Annotated in this window: 13 protein-coding genes; 7 read left to right on the forward strand and 6 right to left on the reverse strand. The window is 70.9% G+C overall.

Going from position 1 to position 21063, the window contains the following annotated elements:
* Position 1: 1 nt before the first annotated feature.
* The 7 genes from pgl (at position 2) to QMN23_RS05765 (ending at position 8676) form a co-directional block, all read left to right on the forward strand.
* Positions 2-730, forward strand: coding sequence for a 6-phosphogluconolactonase (pgl, locus tag QMN23_RS05735; protein WP_282002511.1), 729 nt, complete (start codon positions 2-4; stop codon positions 728-730).
* Positions 731-788: 58 nt separating this feature from the next.
* Positions 789-2423: a glucose-6-phosphate isomerase gene (gene pgi, locus QMN23_RS05740; protein WP_282002513.1), complete on the forward strand. Its 1635-nt coding sequence runs from the start codon at positions 789-791 to the stop codon at positions 2421-2423.
* A 64-nt stretch (positions 2424-2487) separates the two neighbouring features.
* A complete protein-coding gene (gene pgm, locus QMN23_RS05745) occupies positions 2488-4137 on the forward strand; it encodes a phosphoglucomutase (alpha-D-glucose-1,6-bisphosphate-dependent) (protein ID WP_282002515.1) in 1650 nt (549 codons plus the stop codon).
* Between the two features lie 11 nt (positions 4138-4148).
* Positions 4149-6692 carry an alpha-glucan family phosphorylase gene (glgP, locus tag QMN23_RS05750; protein WP_282002517.1) on the forward strand — a complete coding sequence of 848 codons (2544 nt, stop codon included), beginning with the start codon at positions 4149-4151 and terminating at the stop codon, positions 6690-6692.
* Between the two features lie 87 nt (positions 6693-6779).
* Complete coding sequence (locus QMN23_RS05755) at positions 6780-7526, forward strand: GntR family transcriptional regulator (RefSeq protein ID WP_282002519.1); 747 nt, start codon at positions 6780-6782, stop codon at positions 7524-7526.
* Positions 7527-7540: 14 nt separating this feature from the next.
* Entirely contained in the window at positions 7541-8365 is an 825-nt protein-coding gene (locus tag QMN23_RS05760; protein ID WP_282002520.1) for a sulfite exporter TauE/SafE family protein, read from the forward strand.
* Entirely contained in the window at positions 8356-8676 is a 321-nt protein-coding gene (locus QMN23_RS05765) for a DUF1634 domain-containing protein (protein ID WP_282002522.1), read from the forward strand. Before QMN23_RS05760 ends, QMN23_RS05765 begins: the two co-directional genes overlap by 10 nt.
* Positions 8677-8685: 9 nt before the next feature.
* Here QMN23_RS05765 and QMN23_RS05770 read toward each other — a convergent pair whose 3' ends face one another.
* The 6 genes from QMN23_RS05770 to QMN23_RS05795 are packed head-to-tail and all read right to left on the reverse strand — an operon-like array spanning position 8686 to position 21062.
* Positions 8686-9396 (reverse strand): 4'-phosphopantetheinyl transferase family protein, encoded by a 711-nt coding sequence (locus QMN23_RS05770; protein WP_282002523.1) that lies wholly within the window; start codon positions 9394-9396, stop codon positions 8686-8688.
* A complete protein-coding gene (locus QMN23_RS05775) occupies positions 9393-10388 on the reverse strand; it encodes an NAD-dependent epimerase/dehydratase family protein (RefSeq protein ID WP_282002525.1) in 996 nt (331 codons plus the stop codon). The genes QMN23_RS05770 and QMN23_RS05775 overlap by 4 nt, the downstream gene beginning before the upstream one ends.
* Positions 10385-12025 (reverse strand): fatty acid CoA ligase family protein, encoded by a 1641-nt coding sequence (locus QMN23_RS05780; RefSeq protein WP_282002527.1) that lies wholly within the window; start codon positions 12023-12025, stop codon positions 10385-10387. The genes QMN23_RS05775 and QMN23_RS05780 overlap by 4 nt, the downstream gene beginning before the upstream one ends.
* Positions 12022-12963, reverse strand: coding sequence for an alpha/beta fold hydrolase (locus tag QMN23_RS05785; RefSeq protein ID WP_282002529.1), 942 nt, complete (start codon positions 12961-12963; stop codon positions 12022-12024). Before QMN23_RS05785 ends, QMN23_RS05780 begins: the two co-directional genes overlap by 4 nt.
* Complete coding sequence (locus tag QMN23_RS05790) at positions 12963-14009, reverse strand: 3-oxoacyl-ACP synthase III (RefSeq protein ID WP_282002530.1); 1047 nt, start codon at positions 14007-14009, stop codon at positions 12963-12965. Before QMN23_RS05790 ends, QMN23_RS05785 begins: the two co-directional genes overlap by 1 nt.
* 36 nt (positions 14010-14045) lie before the next feature.
* Positions 14046-21062 carry a type I polyketide synthase gene (locus QMN23_RS05795; protein WP_282002531.1) on the reverse strand — a complete coding sequence of 2339 codons (7017 nt, stop codon included), beginning with the start codon at positions 21060-21062 and terminating at the stop codon, positions 14046-14048.
* Position 21063: the final 1 nt, after the last annotated feature.

Genomic DNA, 21063 nt, shown 5'->3' on the forward strand with positions numbered 1-21063 from the left:
CATGATCGAGGTCTTTCCCGATCAGGAGAGTCTGAGCCGGGCGACTGCCGAGCTGTTTGCCGCCGAGGCCGGCCGGGCGGAGGCGGCCCACGGCCGCTTCGCCGTTCTTTTGGCCGGCGGCGAGACGCCGCGCCGGACCTATGAGCTGTTGGCCGAAGAGCCGCTCCGCCACCGGGTCCCCTGGGGGCGGGTGCATATCTTCTGGGGCGACGAACGCTGCGTTCCCCCCGAGGACCCCCGGAGCAATGTCCGGATGGCCCGCCGGGCGCTCCTCGACCGGGTACCGGTACCGGCGGGCCAGATCCACCCGATTGCCGGCGACCTCCCGCCCCGGCAGGCGGCAGCGGCCTACGAAGCGGCACTGCGGGCCTTCTTCGGCCCGGAACTCCCCCGTTTCGACCTGGTGCTGCTCGGCCTCGGCGCCGACGGCCACACCGCCTCGCTCTTCCCCTGCTCGCTGGCCCTCGACGAGCGGGAGCGCTGGACGGCGGTCACCCAGCGCGCCAACGAAGAGATCAAGCGGATCACCGTCACCGCTCCGCTGCTCAACCGGGCGGCGCTGGTGGTCTTCCTGGTGACCGGGGCGGAGAAGGCGGCGGTTCTCCAGGAGGTGCTGGAGTCCTCCCCGGAGCCGCATCGCCACCCTGCCCAGCTGGTAAAGCCGGCACATGGCGCCGTCCGCTGGCTGGTGGACCGGGCAGCGGCCCGGCTGCTGCGGCCGGGGTTGTAATCCGGCGCCATTGCTGGCAAGATAGATAAACTTTAATGTTCTTCAAGGAGAGACCCCGATGAGCGCGACCACTCCTTCGACCCCCCTGGTGGAACTTCCCGCCTGGCAGGCGCTGCAGGCCCATTATCCGACTGTCCGTGATCTGCAGCTGCGGCAGCTCTTCGCCGACGACCCGCAGCGCGGCGAACGGCTTACCGCCGAGGCCGCCGGACTCTTTCTCGATTATTCCAAACAGCGGGTGACCGACGAAACGCTCCGGCTGCTGCTCCGGCTGGCCGGCGAGACGGGGCTGCGGCAGCGGATCGATGCCATGTTCAGCGGCGAGCGGATCAATGTCACCGAGCAGCGTGCCGTCCTCCACGTGGCGCTGCGGGCACCCCGCGGCGCGACCATCACGGTCGACGGCGAGAACGTCGTCCCCCTGGTCCACGAGGTGCTCGACCGGATGTCCGCCTTTGCCGACGAGGTGCGAAGCGGCGCCTGGACCGGCCATACCGGCCGACCGGTCAGGAACGTGATCAATATCGGTATCGGCGGTTCCGACCTCGGGCCGGTGATGGCCTACGAGGCGCTCCGCCACTACAGCCGGCGCGAGCTGACCTGCCGGTTCGTCTCCAACGTCGACGGCACCGATTTCGCCGAGGCGACCGCCGACCTCGACCCGGCCGAAACCCTGTTCATCATCTCCTCCAAGACCTTCACCACCCTGGAAACGATGACCAATGCCCGCACCGCCCGTGCCTGGCTGGTCAACGCCCTCGGGGACGAGAAGGCGGTGGCCCGGCACTTCGTGGCTGTCTCCACCAACGCCGCCGAAGTGGCGAAATTCGGCATCGACACCGGGCGGATGTTCGGTTTCTGGGACTGGGTCGGCGGCCGCTACTCCCTCGATTCGGCGATCGGCCTGTCGACGATGATCGCCATCGGCCCGGAGCGCTTCCGCGAGCTTTTGGCCGGCTTCCACGCCATGGACGAGCATTTCCGCACCGCCCCCTTCGAGCGGAACCTGCCGGTGCTGATGGGGCTTCTGACCGTCTGGTACGCCAGCTTCTTCGGTGCCCAGACCGTGGCGGTCCTCCCCTACGACCAGTACCTGAAGCGCTTTCCGGCCTACCTGCAGCAGCTGACCATGGAGAGCAACGGCAAGGGGGTCACCCTGAGCGGCGCGCCGGTCGGCTGGGAAACCGGGCCGATCTTCTGGGGCGAGCCGGGAACCAACGGCCAGCATTCGTTCTATCAGCTGCTTCACCAGGGGACACGTCTTATCCCCTGCGATTTCATTGGCTTCTGCCATTCCCTCAACCCGCTCGGCAACCACCACGACCTGCTGATGGCCAATGTCTTCGCCCAGGGGGAGGCTCTCGCCTTCGGCAAGAGCGCCGCCCAAGTCCGGAGCGAGGGGACACCGGAGTGGCTCGTGCCGCACCGCACCTTCCCGGGCAACCGTCCCTCCAGCACCATTCTCGCCGAGCGGCTCACCCCGACGGTGCTCGGCGCCCTGGTGGCCCTCTACGAGCACAGCGTCTTCACCCAGGGGGCGGTCTGGCAGATCAACTCCTTCGACCAGTGGGGGGTCGAGCTGGGGAAGGTGCTGGCCCAGCGGATCGTCCCCGAACTGGCTGCCGGCACCGAACCGCCGCTGGCCCACGACAGTTCCACCAACGCGCTGATCCGCCGCTACCGCCGCCGCTGAGCCGGCGGCCGGCCGCGCTCCGGTGCGGCGCCGCACCATACCGCCAATCTGCCAAGGAGTCACCATGAGCATCAGCCCCCGGGCGGGAAAAACCGCCGACCCTGCCACCCTGGTCAACATCCCGCGGCTCATCACCGCTTACTACGCCGAGCTCCCCGACCCGGCCGTCGCCGGCGAGCGGGTGCAGTTCGGCACCTCGGGCCACCGCGGCTCGTCGCTGGAGCGGAGCTTCAACGAACGGCACATCCTGGCGGTCAGTCAGGCGATCTGCCGTTACCGGGCCGGCCAGGGGATCAGCGGTCCGCTCTTTCTCGGCATCGACAGCCATGCCCTCTCCGAGCCGGCTGCCGCCAGCGCCCTCGAAGTGCTGGCCGCCAACGGCGTCGAGGTGATGCTGGCGACCAACGACGACTACACCCCGACCCCGGCCGTCTCCCGGGCGATCCTCGCCTACAACCGGGGGCGGACCGCCGGGCTGGCCGACGGCATCGTCATCACCCCGTCCCACAATCCGCCCGCCGACGGCGGCTTCAAGTACAACCCCCCCAACGGCGGCCCGGCGGAGCCGGCGGTCACCGGCGTCATCGAGGGGTGGGCCAACGAGTATCTGGCCAACGGCCTCGCCGGGGTGCGGCGCATGCCGTACGGACAGGCGCTGCGTGCGGCCACCACCCACCGCTTCGACTACCTCGACGCCTATGTTACCGACCTGGCAAACGTCGTCGATATGGCGGCGGTGCGGAGCGCAGGCCTCAGTCTCGGCGTCGATCCGCTCGGCGGGGCGAGCGTCCGTTACTGGGGGGCAATTGCCGACCGCTACGGCTTCGACCTGACCGTCGTCAGCGACGAGGTCGATCCGACCTTCCGCTTCATGACCGTGGACTGGGACGGCAAGATCCGGATGGACCCGTCGTCCCCCTACGCGATGCAGCGGCTGCTCGGGCTGAAGGATCGCTTCGACATCGCCTTCGCCTGTGATACCGATGCGGACCGGCACGGCATCGTCACCCGGAGCGCCGGGCTGCTGCCGCCGAACCATTACCTGGCCGTCGCCATCTCCTACCTGTTCCGCCATCGTCCCCAGTGGCGTGCCGATGCCGCCGTCGGCAAGACGGTGGTGAGCAGCCGGATGATCGACCTGGTGACGGCCCAGCTCGGCCGCCGCCTCCACGAGGTACCGGTCGGCTTCAAGTGGTTCGTCGACGGCCTGGTCTCCGGCGAACTCGGCTTCGGCGGCGAGGAGAGCGCCGGGGCGTCGTTCCTCCGGCTGGACGGCAGCGTCTGGACCACCGACAAGGACGGCATCGCGCCGACCCTGCTGGCGGCCGAGATCACCGCCCGCCTCGGCCGCGACCCGGGGGAGGTCTACCGGGAGCTGACCCGGCAATTGGGCGAACCGTGCTACGACCGGGTGGAGGCGCCGGCGACCCCGGCGGAAAAGGCGGCGCTGAAGAAGCTGTCGCCGCAGCAGGTCCATTCCACCGAGCTGGCCGGCGAGCCGATCGAGAGCATCCTGACCGAGGCGCCGGGGAACGGTGCTGCCATCGGCGGCCTGAAGGTGATCGCCCCGAGCGGCTGGTTCGCCGCCCGGCCGTCGGGGACCGAGGACATCTACAAAATCTACGCCGAGAGCTTCCGCGGCGCCGAGCACCTGCAGCGCATCCTCGGCGAGGCCCGGGAGATCGTCGCCGGCGCCCTGGCGCCCGGCAGCTAAAGGAGGGAACGATGGCCCGCCGCCGTGGTGACAACCCGGTCTATGCCCTGCTCCCCGTCGAACTCGACGGCTTCGATGAACTGGCCGAACTGGCCCTCGATATCCGCTGGTCCTGGGATCACGGGACCGATGAACTCTGGCGGGAGCTTGATCCGGTACTCTGGGAACTGACCCGGAACCCGTGGGTGGTGCTCCAGACCGTGGCGCGGGATCGGTTGCAGCAGGTGCTGGCCGATCCGGGCTTCCGCCGGCGGGTGGACGGTTTCGTCAAGAACGGCCGGCGGGAACTGGCGGGTACCAGCTGGTTCCGGCACCGGCATGGCGACGGGCCGCTCGGCACCGTCGCCTACTTCAGCATGGAATTCATGCTCAGCGAAGCGCTGCCGATTTACTCGGGCGGGCTCGGCAACGTGGCGGGCGACCAGCTCAAGGCGGCCAGCGACCTGGGCGTGCCGGTGATCGGCATCGGTCTTCTCTACCAGCAGGGGTACTTCCGCCAGGCCATCGACAGCAGCGGCATGCAGCAGGCGCTCTTCCCCTACAACGACCCCGGGCAGCTGCCGATCACCCCGCTTCGCGAACCGAACGGCGAGTGGCTGCGCCTCGAACTCCGCCTGCCCGGCTATTCGGTCTGGCTGCGGGCCTGGCAGGTGACCATCGGCCGGGTGCGGCTCTACCTGCTCGATTCCAACGACCCGGCGAATCTTCCCGCCCACCGCGGCATCACCAGCGAACTGTATGGCGGCGGCGCGGAGCTGCGGCTGATGCAGGAGCTGGTGCTCGGCATCGGCGGCTGGCGGCTGCTCCGGGCGCTTGGCATCAACCCGGAGGTTTGCCACCTGAACGAGGGGCATGCCGCCTTTGCCGTCCTTGAACGGGCCCGCTCGTTCATGAAGGAGACCGGCCAGCCGTTCGAAGTGGCACTGGCCGTCATCCGGGCCGGCAATCTCTTCACTACCCACACCCCGGTCCCGGCCGGCTTCGACCGGTTCAGCCCCGCCCTGATCGAGCAGTATCTCGGCACCTATGCCCGGGAGCGGCTCGGCATCCCCTTTGCCGAGCTGCTGGCCCTCGGCCGGGTCCGGGCCGACGACCCCGCCGAGCCGTTCAATATGGCCTGTCTGGCGATTCGCGGCAGCGGGGCGGTCAACGGGGTGAGCCGGTTGCACGGGGCGGTCAGCCGGCGGATTTTCACGCCGCTCTTCCCCCGCTGGCCGGTCGCCGAAGTTCCGGTGGGACATGTTACCAACGGCATCCATGTCCCCACCTGGCATTCGCCGGCGGCGGACGCGCTCTGGACCGACGTCTGCGGCAAGGAGCGCTGGCTGCAGGCGACGGAGTCGCTGGAAGAGACGATGCGGCCGATCAGCGATGCGGCCTTCTGGCAGCTGCGCGCCACCGCCCGGACCGCCCTGGTCGAGCTGATCCGCTCCCGGCAGGTGCGCCAGCTGGCCTCCACCGGCGCGGCCGTTGCCGAGATCGACGCGGCGCGCAACCTGTTCGACGCCAACATCCTGACCCTCGGCTTCGCCCGCCGCTTTGCCACCTACAAGCGGCCGAACCTGCTGCTTCACGACCCAGAGCGGCTGCTTCGCCTGCTGACTGATCCGCAGCGGCCGGTGCAGCTGGTGGTCGCCGGCAAGGCCCATCCGGCGGACCGGGCTGGCCAGGAGATGATCCGCCAATGGGTGGAGTTCGTCCGGCGGCCCGAAGCGCGCCGGCGGGTGGTTTTCCTGAGCGACTACGACATGTTCCTGACCCAGCGGCTGGTGCAGGGGGTGGACGTCTGGCTCAATACACCCCGTCGCCCCTGGGAGGCCTGCGGCACCAGCGGCATGAAGGTGCTGGCCAACGGCGGGCTCAACCTGTCGGAACTGGACGGCTGGTGGGCTGAGGCTTACTGCCCGGAGGTCGGCTGGGCGCTGGGCGACGGCCGCGAACACGGCGACGACCCGGCCTGGGATGCCGCCGAGGCCGAGGAGCTGTACCGGCTGCTGGAAGAAGAGGTGGTCCCCGCCTTTTACCGCCGTGACCGGGATGGCATTCCGACCGACTGGGTGGCGCGGGTCCGCGAGAGTATCGCCCGGCTGACCCCGCAGTTCTCCGCCAACCGGACCGTCCGGGAATACACCGACCGCTACTATCTGCCGGCGGCTGCCGAATACCGGCGGCGGGCCGCCGACGGGGGGGCGGCCGGCGCGGCACAGGTCGACTGGCGGCGGGCCCTGGAGCGCGACTGGGCGAAGCTCCGTTTCGGCGAGTTGCAGATCACTACCACCGACGGGGAACACGAGTTCACCCTCCAGGTCTACCTCGACGGCCTCGCTCCGGAAGGGGTGACGGTCGAGCTGTATGCCGACGGGGTGGACGGCGGGGCGCCCGAACGGCTGGCAATGACCCGGGGACCGCAGCTGGTCGGCGCGGCCAACGGCTATCTCTACGCGATTCGCCTGCCGGCGGCGCGGCCGGCTGCCGACTATACCCCCCGGGTCGTTCCCGCCTTGCCGGGGGTGGCGGTGCCGCTGGAAGTCGGGGCGGTCTGCTGGCAGCGCTGAGTGAGCTGCCATTTTTCCGGTTGCCCCGGCGGCTTTTCCGGTGTAGAGTGGTTATGACAACATTACCACTTCGGAAGGATCTGGACGATGAACAAGCTGGACGGGGACAGCCGCCTGCCGCTCTACTGCCGGCTGGAGCTGGAGCTGCGGCGCGCCATTGCCGCCGGAACCTGGCGGGTCGATGAGGCGATCCCGCCGGAGCGGGTGCTGGTGGAACAGTACGGGGTGAGCCGGATCACCGTTCGCCAGGCATTGGCCAATCTGGTGGCCGAGGGGCTTCTCTACCGGAAACATGGCACCGGCACCTTCGTGGCGGCAGCGCGGAGCGGGGCGATTGCCGAATCGCTCAGCGAACTGACCGGTCATCTCGAAGAGCTGCAGTTACGGGGGCTGGCGCCGCAGGTGCGGGTGTTGACCCTGGAGCGCCGGGAACTGCCGGCGAAAGTGGCGGCGGCCCTGGAGCGGCCGGCCGGCGCCGCGGGGTGGTATCTGTACCGGATCGTTACCGTCGGCCGGCAGCCGCTGATGCTCTCGACGGTCTGGCTGCCGGCGGATCTGGGGATCGAACTGACCGGGGCGATGGTGGCGCGGGAAGGGATGGCGCGGCTGTTGACCGCCCACGGCCACTTGCCGGAAAAAGGGGTGCAACGGATCGGTGCGGTGGCCGCCGGCCCGGAAGAAGCCCGGCTGCTGGGGGTCCGCAAGGGCGACCCGGCGCTGCGGGTCTGCCGGGTCATCGTCGGTGCCGGCGGCCGGCCGCTGGTCTGGTTCCGGACCCTGTACCGGGCCGACCGCTACGAATATGAAGTGGAGTTGAAGAGGAGGAGGGCCTAATCGTGGATTATGCCATGATCGAAATCTTTCTGATCGCCATCGGTGCCGGGATCGTCGGTTCCATTCTCGGGCTCGGCGGCGGCATCATCATCGTCCCGACCCTGACCCTGCTCTTCGGGCTGCCGATCCGGACCGCCGTGGCCGCTTCGACGGTGTCGATCATCGCCACCTCGACCGGGGCGGCGGTGGCCTATCTCCAGGACCGGCTGACCAATACCCGGGTGGCGATGTGGCTGGAGATGGGGACTGCCACCGGGGCACTGACCGGGGCGCTGCTCGCCGGGGTGGTCAACCAGCGCTTCCTCTTCGTCCTCTTCGGCCTGCTGCTCGGCTATTCGGGGTACAACATGTTCCGGGCCCGGAAAAGCGAACTGCCGACCGGGGTCGTCCCCGACCGGCTGTCGCAGAAACTGAACCTTGGCGGCTCCTACTACGACCATCTGCAGCATCGTCAGATCGACTACCAGGTGACCGGCACGATCCCCGGGCTGATCATCATGTACTTCTCCGGGGCCGCTGCCGGCCTGCTCGGTATCGGCGCCGGGATCTTCAAGGTTTCCGCGATGGACCAGGTGATGCGGATGCCGTTCAAGGCTTCGACCGCCACCTCCAACTTCATGATCGGCGTGACGGCGGCGTCCGGGGCAGTGGTCTACTTCGCCCGGGGCGACGTCAAGCCGCTGGTGGCGGGGCCGGTGGTGCTTGGGGTGCTGCTCGGCGCCCTGGTCGGCACCCGGCTGATGATCCGGATGCGCACCACCACCATCCGCAAGCTGTTCATCCCGCTAATTGCCTATACCGCCGTCGAAATGATCTACAAGGGGGTGAAGTGGTGGTGAGTGAATCGATGCCGCAAACCGAATCGAAGCTGTTGTCGATCGAGCTGATCCTGGCCCGGCTGCTCCGCGTCGGCTCGATTATCGCCGCCCTGCTGGTCGGCGCGGGGATCGCCGCCTCGGCGACGGGGGGGGCGGCCCTTGCGCAGCGGCTGATCACTGCCGGACTGCTGGTCCTTTTGGCGACGCCGATCATGCGGGTGCTGGTGGCGGCGCTGGTCTTCGTCCGGCAGCGGGAGTGGCACTTTGCCCTCTTCTGCTTCGTCGTCCTCTGTGCCCTGGCGGCCGGAATCATCCTCGGCCGCGGCATCTGACCCCGGCCGCTACGGCGTGCGCCAGCTGAGCAGCCGCTCGCCCGGGCAGGCCAGCGCCGCGCAGTAGCCCGACGGGACCGGCAGATCGACCAGTCGCCAGCGGCCCGTTTCGCCGGCATCGCCCCGGTGGGCGACGAGCGCCGGCGGCTCGCCGGGGCAAAGCGTTACGTCGAAGCGGTCGGCCGGCTGGGCGAAGCCGCTGCCGCATCCCTTCAGATAGGCCTCCTTGCGGGTCCAGCAGCGGTAGAAAGCTGCCAGCTGGTCGGCGGGCGGCAGCGCAAACAGCTCCTCCCGCTCCCGGGCGGAAAAAAACCGCCGGGCCATCTCCCGAAACGCTATCCCCTCCTCCAGCCGTTCCAGATCGATTCCCAGTTCGTCATTTACCGCCACCGCCACCAGCAGCAGCTCCCCGGCATGGGAGAGGCTGAAGCGGAGCCCGTGCGGCCCCTCTTCGCCGACCAGAAACGGCTTGCCGTGCGTGCCGTAACCGAAGCGGAGCTGCGCCGGTTCCTGCTCCAGGTAGCCGGCCAAGGTGCGACGGAGGAGCGCCCGTCCCGTCCGCCAGCGGTCGCGGCGCCGCCGGTCGAGCAGTCGGTCGGCCCGGGCGGTTTCGTCGGCGCTGAGCAATGGGGCCAGTCGGGCCAGTTCGGCGGGGTCGTCGGGGAGGGGGAGGGCGTAGAGGTGGATTTCGTCGGCGTCGGGCCTGGGGCGGCGGTTCACGGGGCGGTCCCGGCAAGCCACTCCCGCAGCCGGCGGAGCCCCTCGTCGATGGAGACGGTCGGCGCGAAGCCGAGATCGCGACGGGCGGCGCCGATGTCGAACCAGTGGGCGGTGGCCAGTTCCTTGGCGACGAAGCGGGTCAGCGGCGGTTCGTCCGCGCGGCGGAAGAGGTGCCAGAGCCCTTCGCAGAGGGCGCCGGCGGCGTAGGCGACCCCGGCCGGGATGCGGCGTCTCACCGGCGGCAGCCCGGCGGCGGCGAGGATCCGGTCGATCATTTCCCAGAGGGGGAGCGGCTCGCCGTTGGAGATGAAATAAGCCCGGCCGGCCAGCGGGGCGCCGGGGGCGAGCCGGTCGGCGGCGAGAAGGTGGGCCTGGGCGGCATTGTCGATGTAGACGGTGTCCACCGGGCAGGGACGGCTGCCGATCCGCCGCAGCCGGCCGGCCCGGGCCTTGGCAATGATCCGCGGCACCAGGTGGTTGTCCCCCGGCCCCCAGATCAGGTGGGGGCGGAGAGAGACGGTGGCCAGCGAGGGGGCGTTGGCGGCGAGGACCAGCTGTTCGGCCAGCGCCTTGGTCCGGGGATAGGGAGCGGTGAAACGGCGCGGATAGGGGAGCGATTCGTCGCCGCCGGCCACGTCCCGGCCGTCGAAGACCACGCTCGGCGAGCCGGTGTAGACCAGCCGGCCGATGCCGTGGGCCCGGCAGGCGGCGATGACGTTCGCGGTGCCGGTGACGTTGGCCGCGTAGTAGGCGCCCTCGGCCCCCCAGACGCCGGCCTTGGCCGCTACGTGGAAGACGATGTCGCAGCCGGCCGCTGCCCGGAAGAGCGCCTCCCGGTCGGCCAGGTCGCCGCGGCACTGTTCGACGCCGAGGCGCGCCAACTCCGGGTAGTCGCCGCGGGAGAAACTGCGCACCGTGTCGCCGCGGGCCACCAGCTGCCGGACTACCGCCCCGCCGAGGAAACCGCCGCCGCCGGTAACGAGCGCCTTCACCGCAGTCTCCGCGCTGCCCAGCGGGCGAGCTTCTCGCGGAAAATCTTGGCGTTGTGGCGGATATCGACCGGGAAGGCCGGATGGAAGAGGATGGTCTCGATCCCCTGGGTATGGAGATGGGCGGCACCGATCGCCAGCAGTTCCCGGCGGATCGTCTCCCGGTCGCCAGGTGCCCCTTTTTCCAGTTCCACGCAGAGGACCGGCTGCTGCCGTCCCGGCTCGCCGACGCCGACCAGCGCGGTGCGGAAGACAGCTGGATGGGTGTTGAAGACCGCCTCGCAGGGGATGGTGAAGAGGGGCCCTTCCGCCGTTTCCACCCGGTGGGCCTTCCGGCCGCAGAACCAGAGCCGCCCCTCTTCGTCCCGCCCCCCCAAGTCGCCCATCCGGTGGAAAAAGCCGCCGTCCGCCGGATCGGCGATCTTGGCCAGCCGGTCGGCCGCGGGGCGGTTATAGTAGCCGGCGGTTACCTGCTCCCCCTTGACCGCCAGTTCGCCGATCTTCCCGGTCGGCAGGCGGAGGCTGTCGTCCCAGACCGGGATCGGCCCGTCGCTGATCTCGATCACCTCCAGCCGGATGCCTGGCACCGGCCGGCCGATGCAGACGCCGCCGCCGGCCTCGGTGATTGCACGGGTTTCGCCGAGGATCTCGCCGCTGCCGATCGAGCAGACCGGCAGCGCCTCGGTGGCGCCGTAGGGGGTGAAGATCTCCACCCCTGGGTTGAGCAGCGAGCCGAACCGTTCCATGACCGCCGCCCCGACCGGCGCGCCGGCGGAGATGACCCGCCGCAGGGTCGGGAGCTTGATCCCGTGGCCGGCGCCATAGCGGCCGACCCGGTCGATCAGTGCCGGCGAGCCGAACATGGTGGTGACGCCGTAAGTCTGGATCGCCGCGACGATCTTCCGCGGGTTCACCGCCCCGGGGCGGGTGAAGTCCATCTCCGGGATCACCGCGGTCATGCCAAGGGCCGGGGCGAAGAGGGCGAACAGCGGGAAGGTGGGGAGGTCGATCTCGCCCGGCTCGATGCCGTAAATCTGGCGGAGCGCCTCCACCTGGGCGAGGAAGTTGCCGTGGCGGTAGACCGCCCCCTTCGGCGGGCCGGTGCTGCCGCTGGTGAAGAGGATGGCTGCCACCTCGTCGCGCTCCGTCGGCGCCGGGGTGAAGGAGAAATCGCGCTCGGCGGTGTTCCCCAGGGCGGCGAGGGTCGTGCCGCCCCAGCCGCAGCGCCGGCCGACGGTGACCACCGTCCGGAGCGTCCCCTTGCCCCAGCCGAAGAGGAGCCGGGCGAGCTGGGCCTTGTGGATGCCGATGAAGGCGTGGGGTTCGGCCTCGGCGAGGCAGGCCTTCAGGTTGCGGATGCCGAGTCCCGGATCGACCAGCACCGGCACCGCGCCAACCTTGAACAGGGCGAAGGTGAGGGCGAAAAATTCCGGGCCGGGGGTGACCATCAGCACCGTCCGGACGCCGCGGCCGATGCCGTTGGCCGCCAGGCCGTGGGCATAGCGGTCGCTCAGGGCGTCCAGCTCGCGGAAGGAGAGCCGGCGGTTCCCCCGGGGAAAGATGATCGCCGGGGTGTCGGGCTGGCGGTGGGCCATTTCCGGGAGGTGGGCGGCGATGTTGACCAGTTCGGCGCGGCTCATGGCGTTGTCCCCGTCCCCGGCCGGGTCCGGTCGAGGAAGGCGCCGATCAGCGGGACTATCTCCTCCCCCAGGTCTTCGAGGATGTAATGGCCGCCATCGGGATAGCGGTGGAGCTCCGCCGCCGGAAAGCGCCGCTGCCACTCGGCGAGGAAGTGGCGGTCGAAAACGAAGTCCCGCTCGCCCCAGAAGATGGCGGTCGGCAGGGGACGGAACCGTTCCAGTCCCGCCGCCACGGCACTGACCAGTTCGTAGCCGCGGTCGCCGGGGGCCAGCGGGATGTCCTGGACGAAGCGGAGGGTGGCGATCCGGTTGCGCCACGAGTCGTAGGGGCGCCGGTAGGCCCGGCGGAGCGCGGCCGGCATCGGGTGGCGCTTGCAGCCGACGAAGGATGCGGCGAGGCTGAAGGCGTTGCCGCCGCGGACCAGCAGGGTGCCGAGCGCGGTCTCCCGGCAGATCTTCAGCGCCAGCGGCAGCCGTTTGGCTGGCGGCAGGGGGAAGGCGGCGGTGTTGAGGATCACCAGCCGGCCGATCCGCTCCGGATGGCGGTGGGCGTAGGCCATGCCGATCATTCCCCCCCAGTCGTGGAGGACCAGGGTCAGCGGGCCGGCGGGGGCTACCCGGTCGAGCAGCCGCTCCAGATCGTCGACCCGGCGGGCAAGGGTATAGTCGTAGCGGTCGTCACCCGGCTTGTCCGACAGGCCGCAGCCGATGTGGTCGGGGACGATGCAGCGGTAGCGGTCGCGCAGCGCCAGCACCAGGTTGCGGTAGTAGAACGACCAGGAGGGATTGCCGTGGAGCATCACCACCGGCGGGCCGTTCCCCTCGTCCAGATAGTGGTAGCGGAGGCCGTCCAGGTCGAGGTAGTGGCCGGCAAAGGGGTAGAGCCGGGCGAAGGCGGGGTCCGTGGCGAAGGCGGCGGTTTCGTTATCGGTGCGCATTACCACTCCACCCCGAGCATCAGGCAGTTCAGGCCGCTGCCGATGCCGAGGAAGGCCACCCGCTCGCCGGGGAGGAGCATCTCCCGCTCGTCGGCCAGGGCGGCGGTGAGCGGCAGCGAGACGGTCCCCATGTTGCCGAGGAATTCGTAGGTGGTGAAATCCTTGTCGAGCGGGATTTCCAGGGTCTTGAGGATGGCGCTCTGGTGGGCGGAGCCGACCTGGTGGCAGATCACCCGGTCCACTTCACCCGCCTGCCAGCCTACCGCCGGGAGGAATGCCTCCCAGGTCCGCCGGCCGAGCTCGACGCCGTAGTTCATGACGTTCACTGCGTCGGTGGTCATAGTCTGGCGGAACTTCCCGCTGCCGTCCGGGGTGATCCCCCAGAGGCAGAGCCGGTGATGCTCGGGGGCCGCCCGGGTCACCCCGCCAACGAGGCGGTGCCCGGCGCCGGCCGCCGGGAAAGAGCCGTCGGTCAGCAGTACCGCCACCGCCCCGGAGCCGCCGGTAAGGGTGGCCAGGGAGCCGGCGAACTGCTCCATGTCGCACCGTTCCAGCATCGCGGCGATCGTCAGCTCGTTGATTTCCCGGGCGCTTTCGCAGGAAACCACCAGCCCGGCGCGGATCTGCCCCAGCTCGATCCGGTTCGCCACGTCGAGGATACCGTTCAGCACCCCGAGGCAGGCGTTGGAGAGGTCGTAGACAACGGCGTCGCCGCCGATGCCGAGGCCGGCGGCGACCCGGCAGGCGGTGGCCGGCTCGAACTGCTCCCGGCAGACCCCGGCGTAGACCAGGGCGCCGAGCTCGGCGGCGGCGATGCCGGCGGCGGCGAGGGCCTTCTGGCCGGCGGCGATCGCCCCGCGGGAGAGGGGATACTCCGGCTCCCACCAGCGGCGCTCGCGGATGCCGGTCAGTGCCTGCAACTGGCCGGGAACGAAGCGGAGTTTCCGGTAAAGCGGCTCCAGCCGTGCCTCCAGCTCGGCCGAGGTGACGACCACCGGCGCCAGTTCGTAGCCAAAGGCGGCGAGGTTCACGGTACGGTAATTCATGGTTCTCCTGCAGGGGGCGGCAGCGCCGCCCCGAAGTTATTCTTCCCCCAGGCGGAGAGAAAAGTCGTTCATCTGGTAGATCGGCCGGCCGTCGACGCAGAGGAAGCCGTCGGCGGTCAGCAGCCGCTGCCGGTCGTCGACGCCGGTGATCCAGGCTGCCACCGTCACCTCGCCGCTGGTCGGGACGATCTGGCCGCGGTAGGTCCAGCGGTGACGCCGCTTTTCGGGGACGACGGCAAAGAGTTCGCCGTCCCGCCAGCCCCACCGCTCGACGGCGGCGAACTTGAGGAGCTGGAGGAACGCTTCGAGGCCGAGCGAACCGGGGGTCACCGGGTCCTGGTAGAAGTGGGCCTTGAAGAACCACTCGTCCGGGTCGACCCGCTTGCTGCCGAGGAGATAGCCGAGTCCGGCGGGGCCGCCGTCCGGGACGAACAGCTCGATCCGGTCGAGCATCTGCAGCTGCCGGTCCGGGAAGGGGGCCGTCGCCGGGTAGGCGCACGCGCGGCCCCGGGCGGCTTCGGCCGCCGGCGGCACGTAGGGGGCGGCGTCGCGGATGCCGACCTGGTTGGCGAGGGCCTCCCGGGAGAAGAAGCCGAACATCGTCTCCCCCTCGTAGAGGAGGCCGTGCCGGTCCGCCACCGTGAAGTCGAACTCCTGGATGATCATCCCGCCGCTGGTCGCCACCTTGGTCATGGTGGCGGTGGCGGTGAGGGTGCCGCTCGCCGGGGTGACCGGCCGGTGCAGCCGGGCGTTCCCCCCCAGGTTGCGGAAGGCGAGATCGACCGGGCTGGTGAGGGCCGAGCCGACGTAGGCCGCCAGCCAGCCGCAGGGCTGGAGGGCCGCTTCGAGGAGGACGGCGAACGGCAGGCGTGGCTGGCGGTCGGCGGCGAAATACCAGGCGTCGGTTGGGACGTCGTACTCGGTCTCGGCCATGGCGCCGGCGACCATCCGCCACGGCTCGCCCCGCACGGCAGTCACCCGGTCGAGGAACTGGAACGGCGGTCCCGGGAGCCGGGCAATCACCCGCCCCTCGTCGAAGATCCGGTACGGCTCGCCGAAGCCGGCCGACGGCTTGCCGTTGCTGTAGGCGAGGATCTGTTCCTTGGTGTAGAGGACGGGCTTGGCGGTGGTTGCTCCCTCTCCCCGGCCCTCTCCCACCGGGGGAGAGGGGGCGGCAGTTGCCGGTGCGGCAAGCGTGTCCGCGCGACGGTCCCACAGTGCCGCGAGCAGATCTTCGCTGGTGCCGTTCAGGCGGACCGACATGCTGGTGATCTCGACGATCGGCCGGCCGTCGGCGTACATCAGCGCGTCGACGATCGCGTAGGGCTCGGGGCGATAGCCGAGTTCGCGGATTTGGACCTCGTAGGCGACGACCCGGGTCGTTTCCAGCACCTGGCCCCGGCAGCAGAGCCGGCTGGCGACTCCCGGCACCGGTTCCCAGACCGCCGTCGCCGCCTCGGCGACCCAGCCGAGCCGGAGCAGGAAAATGCGCAGGGTGTGCAGGCAGCATTCGTACATCAGCGTGCCGGGCATCACCCGGTCGTCGACGAAGTGGCAGGTGAGGAACCAGTCGTCGGGGCGGATGTCGGCTTCGGCACGGATCAGCCCGAGACCGTAGCGGCCGCCGTCGCCGCTCAGCTCCACCACTCGGTGGACGAGCCGCATCCGGTCGCCGGGGATGGTCAGCGGCCGCTCCAGCGGCAGGCCGGCGAAGAGCGGGCCGAAGCAGCCGGCCAGGTCTCCCGCCCGGAGCCGGTCCAGCTGGCCGGCGTCGTAGGTTGCCGGCGTAAGCGGCACCAGCTGCCGCCAGCCGGCGGGACGACTGCCGTGGCGCGGCCGGAGGTCGAGGGCGCCGCGGACGATCCCCTTGCCGGCAGCCAGTTCGGCGGCGGAAAAAAAGCCGGCGCAACCGTCGCGCATGGTGAGGAGCGGCTCGCCGTTCACCGTGGCGTCGAAGCGGAAACGGAACAGGTAGGTGCTTCCCTGGCGGAAGAAGCGTTCGATCCGGATGTCGTAGTGGATCGTCTCCCCCGGCCCGGGGAGCGGGCGATGGAAGGTGACCTCGGCGTCGAGCAGCCGGTAGACCGCCAGCCCGCGGCCGATAAAGTCGATCCCCAGGTAGCCGGAGAGAAAGAGGTCCGCCTGGCCCGCCTCGACGGCGATGCAGGTTGGAATCCGGCCGCCGTCCAGGTACCAGGCGCCGGGGAGGATGTCGTGCTCGGTCGCCACCCGGCCGTGGGTCATCGACTTCGCCTCCCCTTCCAGGGCGACGATCCGGTCGACCAGCATCAGTGGCTCGTCGGGGAGCCGGACGCGGGTCGGGAAGGTGTCGACCTCGGCGAATTCCGGGCCGAGCATCCGCCCCACCGAGCCGCGGGCGAATTCGAGACACTGTACGCGATCGAAGACGGCCGGTGTATCCCCCGTCCCCTTGCCCTCTCCCACCGGGGGAGGGGGGAGCGCGGCGAGGCCGGCGTAAGCATCGTCCGCCGCCGGGCTCTCCTCTGCCAGGGACGGGGCGGCCGGGCCGAGCGCCTCCCGGAGCGACAGCTCGAAGGCGAGGGCCGTTGCCACCGAGCGGCCGAGCGACTCCGCCGTCCGCAGAAAGGCGTCGTGGGCCTGGCGGCGGGCCTCCTGGGCGGCGGCAAACTGCTGGAAGAGCGGGGTGAGGAGTTCCGCCGCGGCCGGTGGCGTTGCCGGTGCTACCGATGCTGCCGGTGCCGCCGGTGCGCTGGGCGACGGTTCTGTTAATGCCGGTGTCGTGACCGGTGGCGGCGGGGCGCTCGCCGCGATCGGCGCTTTCGTCGACTGCGTGGCCGGCGGCGCGGTGGCGGCCGGCGGCTGGGGCGGTCGGAAGGGGGCGCCGCCGACCGGTATCCGCAGCGGCGGCCGGCGGGACGGCTCGCCGGTGGCGGCCACTGCCGGCGCCGACTGCGGATAGAGGGGCGCCAGGTCCACGGCGAGCCCCTCGGCGACCAGCTGGCCGAGGAGCCGGAGCAGGGCCGAGTGGGCCTCCTGCGGGGGAGCGGCGGAGCGGGCCAAGTGGGGGCGGTCGGCGAGAATTCGGTCGATCATCCGGCTGCAGGAGCTCCCCGGTCCCATCTCCAGGAAGTAGCGGACCCCGTCGGCGTAGGCGGCGTCGATGGTTGCCGGGTAGTCGATCCCGCCGATGGCCTGGGCGAGGATCGAGTCGGCGGCGCTCTCCCGGTCGACGGCGTAGGCCCGGCCGCGGGCACCGCTGTAAAAGGTGACCCCCGGCGGCGGGGTGGTCGCGAAGAGGTGCAGCTCGCGGTACGATTCGGCCACCTGCGCGGCCACCTCGCAATGGACGGTGGTCACCCCGTGCAGCGGGAAGAAGCGGCAGCCGAGCATCGCCACCAGCCGCTTCACCGCCTTGGCGTCGCCACCGATGACGCATTCGTCGGGGGTGTTGACGATCAGCAGGTAGACCCGGGCGGTGGTGCGGAGTGCCCGGCGGACCTCGCGGGCCGGTGCTTCTACCACGCCGATGCTCCATTCCACCGGCCGGTCGTCGGCCAATCCCCACGCGCGGGCCGCTGCCCGGCAGTCGCCGGCCAGTTCACGGGTGAAGAGGGTCGAGGCGCGCATCCGGGCCAGCATCTCGTCCCGGGCGCGCCAGGCGCCGAGGGCGAACAGGCCGGCCGTCTCGCCGAGGCTGTAGCCGATCACCGCCGCCGGCTCGATGCCGAAGGAGCGGACGACGTCGCTGACTGCGCAGCCGGTGGCGACCTGACCGAAGATCACCGCCTGGTGGTCGTCGTCGAGCTCCGCCGCCGGGGCGCCGTTCCAGAAGAGCTCCGGCTGGAACTGGCTGCGCAGGTAGCGGTTATCCCGGTCCTGGCGGCGGAACACCTCGGGCCAGCGGCCGGCGAACTCCACCCCCATGCCGGGATGGTGATTCCCCGAGCCGGGGAAGACGAAGGCGATGGTGCCGGCCCGGCCGAGGGGGGCCGGGGCGTAGAAGAGCCGGTCGCGGAGCGACGGGTGGAGGGTGGTATCGTCGGGGGCGCGGTTGCTGGCGACGAGCCGCTCCCCTTCGTCGAGCAGGGCGGTCAGTTCTTCTCGGCTGCGGGCAACGACGGCCAGGGCGCGTGGCGCGGCTTCTCCGGCACGGTGCCATTCCCGGGCCAGCGGTGCCAAGTCGTCGGCTGCGGCAACGGCGTGGCGTAGCCGGCCGATGTTGCGGTCCAGTGCCGCCGGGTCCTCGCCGCCGACGACGAACAGGAATTCACCGTCGCTGACCGGGGTAAAGCGGGCGGCACCTTCCCCGGCGGCGGGGTGCTCGACCCCCTCGAGGACGACGTGGCTGCAGGTGCCATCGACGCCGAAGACGCTGACCCCGGCCCGGCGCGGTCCGGCAGCCCGGTCACGGAGCCAGTAGCGCGGTGTCGGCGGCAGGTAGAACGGGCCGGCGGCGGCGAATTCCGCCAGCGGCGGCTCGGCGCCGTGGCAGGGGGGGATGATCTCGTGGTAGAGCGCCAGACAGCCGCGCACCAGCGAGGCGAGCCCGGCGGCGGCGCCGCTGTGGCCGATCTCCCCCTTGACGCCGGCCACGGCGCAGTGCCGCTTGGTCGGGCCGAAGAAGTCGGCCAGCGCCGTTGCCTCCATCCGGTCTTCGGCGGGGTGACCGCTGCCGTTGGCCTCCAGGTAGTCGACCGTCTCGGGGGCGACTCCGGCGTCGGCGTAAGCCCGTTCCAGGGCCCGGCGATAGGCGGCAGCGCCGGGGAGGACCGTTGTCCCGCCGGCAGTGCCGATCCCCTTGATCACCGCATAGATCCGGTCGCCGTCCCGCCGCGCGTCGGCGAGTCGCTTCAGGACTACCGTTGCTGCCCCTTCACCGACGATGCTGCCGTCGGCCGCGGCGGCGAAGGGCCTCCCCCGGCCGGTGGCGGAGAGGGGGCGGAGGGCGTGGTGGCCGAGGACGGCGCGCAGGTCGCCGGCCAGATCGACGGCGCCAACCAGCGCCCGGTCGATCTCCCCGCTCTGCAACAGCCGGGCGGCCGCTTCCAGGGCGCGGATGCCGGAGCCGTCTTCGTTGGCAAGGGTGAAACTGGGGCCGCCGACCCGGAATTCCCGGGCGATCCGGCTGGCGACGACACTGCCGAGGGCCCCCATCGTCCGGTTGGCGGTCAGCGGCGGGCCGGCCGCTTCGCGGAGGGCGGCGGTCCAGGCGGCCAGCTCGGCGGCGGTGGCCGGGTGCCCCTGCTCCTGCTGCCAGGCGGCGGCCAGCTCGGCCAAGCGCCAGCGGTAGCTGAAGTTTGTAGCATTGAGGTCGAGGGCGATGCCGACGAAGACGCCGGTGCGGAGGTTCTCCTCCCGGCCGAGGCCGGCATCGGTCATGGCGGCGGCGGCGCTCTGCAGCATCAACAGCTGCTGCGGGAGCATCTCCGCCATCTCCAGCGGCGGGATGCGAAACTCATCCGGGGCGACGGTGACCTCGTCGAGGTAGAAGCCGGCGAAGGGGGTTCGGTCGAGTCCCGCGTCGCGGAACCAGGCGCTTTCCCGTGCCCCCCACCAGCGGCGGGGTGGCGTGGGTGTGTCGGCCGACCCGTTGCCCAGCACCCGTTCCCGGTAGGCGGCCAACGATTGCCAGGGGCCGAAGCGGGCGTCGAGGCCGACTACCGCCAGCGGCTCCGGGCGCGGCGGCGCCGGCCGGGTGGTGCGGGCGGGGCGGCGGGGTGATTCGCCGAGCCACTCCTCCACTAGCAGGTGGCCGTTGATCCCGCCGAAGCCGAAGGCGCTTACCGCCGCCCGTCGGGGGATGCCGGCGCCGCGGCGCTCCCACGGCTGCGGGGCGGTCAGCACCCGGAACGGGCTCCCGGCCAGGTCGATGCTGGCCGGCGGGGCGGTGAAGTTGGCGGTGGGGGGGAGTTCGCCGCGGCCCATGGCGAGCAGCACCTTGGTCAGGGCGGCGGCGCCGGCGGCGGTCAAAAGGTGGCCGATGTTAGATTTCACCGAGCCGATGACGCAGGGGGCGCTGACCGGGCGGGTCTCGCCCCAGAGTTCGCGGAGACTGGCGAATTCGGTGGCGTCCCCCACCGGGGTGCCGGTGGCGTGGCATTCGATCAGGTCGACCGTTTCCGGCTGCCAGCCGGCGCGGGCGTACGCGGCGCGCATGGCGCGGAGCTGCCCTTCGCTCATCGGGGCGAGCAGGCTCCCCCCCACGTCGTTGGCGAGGCCGATGCCGCGGATGATCCCGTAGATCCGGTCGCCGTGGGCGATGGCGTCGGCGGTCCGCTTGAGCAGGAACAGCCCGGCCCCTTCGCCGACCACCAGGCCGTCGCCGGCGGCGTCGAACGGGGCGCAGATCCCCTGCCGCGACAGGGCGCGCAGCTGGGAGAAGCCCATCTGGGTGTAAAGGGGGTCGGGGCGGGACAGCCCGCCGGTGAGCATGGCGTCGGCCCGGCCGGCGAGTAGTTCGTCGGCGGCCAGCTTAATGGCGTAGAGGGATGAGGCGCAGGCGGCATCGAGGGTGCAGCTGCCGCCGCCGAGTCCGAGGGCCTCGGCGAGCAGGCCGGCGGGGAGGCCGGCAACGTAGCGGTTCAGCGGGTCGACGGCCGGTGCGGCGGCGCTCCGGCCAAACAGTCGCTCTTCGAAGGTCCGGCCGAGCCACTGCCGGGTCAGTCCGGCCGACGTTTCGCTCGGCAGGGCGAGGTTGCCGATGATCACCCCGATCCGCGCGCGGTCGAGCGGCGCGGTGATCCCGTCGGCGAAGGCCCGTTTCCCGGCGTGGAGGAGCAGCTGGAACAGCGGGTCGAGCCCGGCCAGCCGTTCGGGCGCGACCGCCAGGCCGGCCAGTTCATCAAGGGGAGGGAGGTGGTCGATGAAGCAGCCGCGCCGGGAGTAGACCCGGTCCGCGGCGCCGGTTTCCGGGGCGTAGGCGGCGTCGGCCGGCAGCAGCCAGCGGCCGGCCGGCACTTCCCGGGCGGCGCTCCGGCCGTGGCGGATGTTGTCCCAGAACCGTTCCAGGTCGGGAGCGTCGGGAAAGATCCCGCCGATCCCGACGATCGCTACCGAGGGCGTCTGCTCCATC

Source organism: Geotalea uraniireducens (assembly GCF_027943965.1).
Classification (GTDB): domain Bacteria; phylum Desulfobacterota; class Desulfuromonadia; order Geobacterales; family Geobacteraceae; genus Geobacter; species Geobacter uraniireducens.

Bases quoted from the DNA above. Each gene is read 5' to 3' on its own strand.
- pgl (WP_282002511.1), top strand. From the start codon at position 2: ATGATCGAGGTCTTTCCCGATCAGGAGAGTCTGAGCCGGGCGACTGCC.
- QMN23_RS05760 (WP_282002520.1), top strand. From the start codon at position 7,541: ATGATCGAAATCTTTCTGATCGCCATCGGTGCCGGGATCGTCGGTTCC.
- QMN23_RS05780 (WP_282002527.1), bottom strand. From the start codon at position 12,025: ATGAGCCGCGCCGAACTGGTCAACATCGCCGCCCACCTCCCGGAAATG.
- glgP (WP_282002517.1), top strand. From the start codon at position 4,149: ATGGCCCGCCGCCGTGGTGACAACCCGGTCTATGCCCTGCTCCCCGTC.
- QMN23_RS05795 (WP_282002531.1), bottom strand. From the start codon at position 21,062: ATGGAGCAGACGCCCTCGGTAGCGATCGTCGGGATCGGCGGGATCTTT.
- QMN23_RS05790 (WP_282002530.1), bottom strand. From the start codon at position 14,009: ATGAATTACCGTACCGTGAACCTCGCCGCCTTTGGCTACGAACTGGCG.
- QMN23_RS05785 (WP_282002529.1), bottom strand. From the start codon at position 12,963: ATGCGCACCGATAACGAAACCGCCGCCTTCGCCACGGACCCCGCCTTC.
- pgi (WP_282002513.1), top strand. From the start codon at position 789: ATGAGCGCGACCACTCCTTCGACCCCCCTGGTGGAACTTCCCGCCTGG.
- QMN23_RS05755 (WP_282002519.1), top strand. From the start codon at position 6,780: ATGAACAAGCTGGACGGGGACAGCCGCCTGCCGCTCTACTGCCGGCTG.
- pgm (WP_282002515.1), top strand. From the start codon at position 2,488: ATGAGCATCAGCCCCCGGGCGGGAAAAACCGCCGACCCTGCCACCCTG.